Here is a 2,220-nt window from a genome sequence, read left to right on the forward strand (position 1 = left end):
AACCATGTTGGCTGAACAGGTCCCCAGAGCCATATTCCAGTTTCGAACACAATTTCCGTCCGTGCATCTGAATCTGGAAGAGTTAAACTCTCTCGAACAAATAGAGGCATTGATCCACGGAAAAATACAGGTAGGTATTATGCGGGTTCAGCATTTACCGGCAATGCTGCAATCCCATATGCTCTATGCGCACCCCATAAAGGCAGTCACATCAAGGTGTCCTGACGTATTCCTCTGTCCGCATGTGTGTTACCCTTTTCATGGGAGGTCGGCCCGGCCTTGCTCAATTGGCTGCAGACGCTCAAATAACCAGCCTTATGGACAAAACGCTTGGCAGGCCGAGGGCATTTAATGAAGATAAACCTCTATGCAGCGGGGATGGTCGTGTAATAAATAGCCGCACAATACAGACTTATGTCATTTTACCTGATGGTTACCAGGGAATGGTGCGCTTACACAACACCATGCAATAAATCGAAGCGATTAAACAGCAGTAATACAAACACCTATCAACGGAATCACGCTAAACAAGGAGGAATCAGGCATTGAGCACGGTACTTTACGATAATGGTATCCATAAATGTATTGAATTCACCGATCTGGTAGAGGGTGAAGGCATTCAAGCCAATCAGTTTCTCATCGTCCATAACGGCGAAGGCATGCTTCTGGACCCCGGTGGTAACCTCACCTACAAGAATCTGCTGGCTGAGATGGCGAGCTATTTCCTGCCAGCGCGTCTGGATTATGTATTTGCCTCCCACGAGGACCCGGATATCGTCGCCTCTGCGAATGGATGGCTGCTGATTACCGACGCGAAGATTCTCATTGCCAACGAGTGGACCCGTTTTCTGCCGCACTTCTGCTCCAAAGGGATGACGGCGGGAAGGGTGATAGGCATCCCGCCGCAAGGTATGGAAGTGAATCTGGCGGGGCAGGATCTTTTTATCATCCCGGCGCATTACATGCATTCTGTGGGCAATTTTCAGGTATATGATCCCCTCAGCAAGATTCTCTTTTCCGGAGATCTGGGGGCCAATCTGGTTAGCGGGCAGGATGCTGCCAAGGTGATTGAAGGCGCGAAAGCTTTCCAGGTGCATCGCGCTGCGTCTGGTATGGATGGCTTCCACCGTCGTTACATGGGCGGCCAGAAGGTCTGCAGACTTTGGACCCATATGGTCCGGGGAATGGATATTGACTGGATTGTGCCGCAGCACGGCGCCTCTTTTAAGGGAAAAGAGACGGTGAAGGCCTTTCTGGACTGGTTCGAAGCCCTGGAATCCGGGCCGGATCTGCTCAGTCAGGAGGACTTTCGATTTCCCATCCCTAACCCCACCCAATGAGGAGGTGTCCTGTGAATCTGGAGCAGTTTGAAGATCTGTATGCGCAACTGATCGCCCTTACCCCGGACATACAGGGCGTAGCGCTGATTGCCAATGAAGGCACGGTCCTTTTTCAGACGGGCGAGACCGTTGCCGACGAAACCATTATTGGGGTTGCCGGTGCAGCGGTCATGCGTCTGGCTGAACACATCAGCGCGGGTCTAGCTGAATGCAATATGCAGGAAATCACCATTCGCTGTCATCGCCATGCCGCCTTTTTTGCAGTAGCAGGGGCGGATACGCTTCTGATGCTGGTACTTCCAGCCGATACCGATACCCGACCATTGGTGGAAATGGTGGCAAACCTCACCAATGCATTACCCCATAACAAATAACAGTACCGGGGGCAGTAAGATTATGACTGACTATCAGGATATCCTGGCTATTTTGGGGCGTTGAATTTGGTATGGGATACAACAAATACCCACGGTTTATCGTTGCGACTTTGTGTGTCATCGGCCATGCCGGTTTCATCACGCCGGGTTTCAAATAGCTTTCTGCTTGGGGCAATGAGAGCTGCCGGCGCAATAAGCAACGCCCATGTTGTGTTGTTGCGCCGGATAATGGTTTGACGGAAATACGCAGATCCGCTATGTTAGCACCCACTTATCTTAATAAGGGCATAATAATGGGCCTTAGTCGCATTTTCTGGTCCTCCCTTGTGGTGACCTGTTTTCTGGGTACAAGCCCTGCCTGGGCAGAAAACCTGATTGACGCCTATCAGCAGGCCTACCATACCGACCTGGTACTGGCCCAGGCCCGCGCCGAACTGGCCGCGCAAATGCAGGACAAGCCCCTGGCGCGTTCGGCCCTGCTGCCCCATGTGGGGGTTGGTGCAGCG

At 52.0% G+C, this 2,220-nt stretch carries 3 protein-coding genes and 1 pseudogene; all 4 read left to right on the forward strand.

Annotation, left to right across the window (positions count from 1 at the left end; all coding sequences use genetic code 11):
* Window positions 1-4 precede the first annotated feature (4 nt).
* Window positions 5-352: a LysR substrate-binding domain-containing protein gene (locus tag AC2VLY_RS11730; RefSeq protein WP_486893537.1), complete on the forward strand. Its 348-nt coding sequence runs from the start codon at window positions 5-7 to the stop codon at window positions 350-352.
* A 193-nt stretch (window positions 353-545) separates the two neighbouring features.
* Window positions 546-1,340 (forward strand): oxygen-binding di-iron domain-containing protein, encoded by a 795-nt coding sequence (locus AC2VLY_RS11735; RefSeq protein WP_486893536.1) that lies wholly within the window; start codon window positions 546-548, stop codon window positions 1,338-1,340.
* 11 nt (window positions 1,341-1,351) lie between these two features.
* Complete coding sequence (locus tag AC2VLY_RS11740) at window positions 1,352-1,714, forward strand: roadblock/LC7 domain-containing protein (RefSeq protein WP_486893534.1); 363 nt, start codon at window positions 1,352-1,354, stop codon at window positions 1,712-1,714.
* A 293-nt stretch (window positions 1,715-2,007) separates the two neighbouring features.
* A pseudogene (locus tag AC2VLY_RS11745) lies at window positions 2,008-2,220 on the forward strand (TolC family outer membrane protein); the annotation flags it as partial.

The sequence above is a fragment of the Acidithiobacillus sp. TH-A36 genome, from assembly GCF_057473445.1.

Coding starts and splice junctions, on each gene's coding strand:
- AC2VLY_RS11730 (WP_486893537.1), top strand. CDS start 5: ATGTTGGCTGAACAGGTCCCCAGAGCCATATTCCAGTTTCGAACACAA.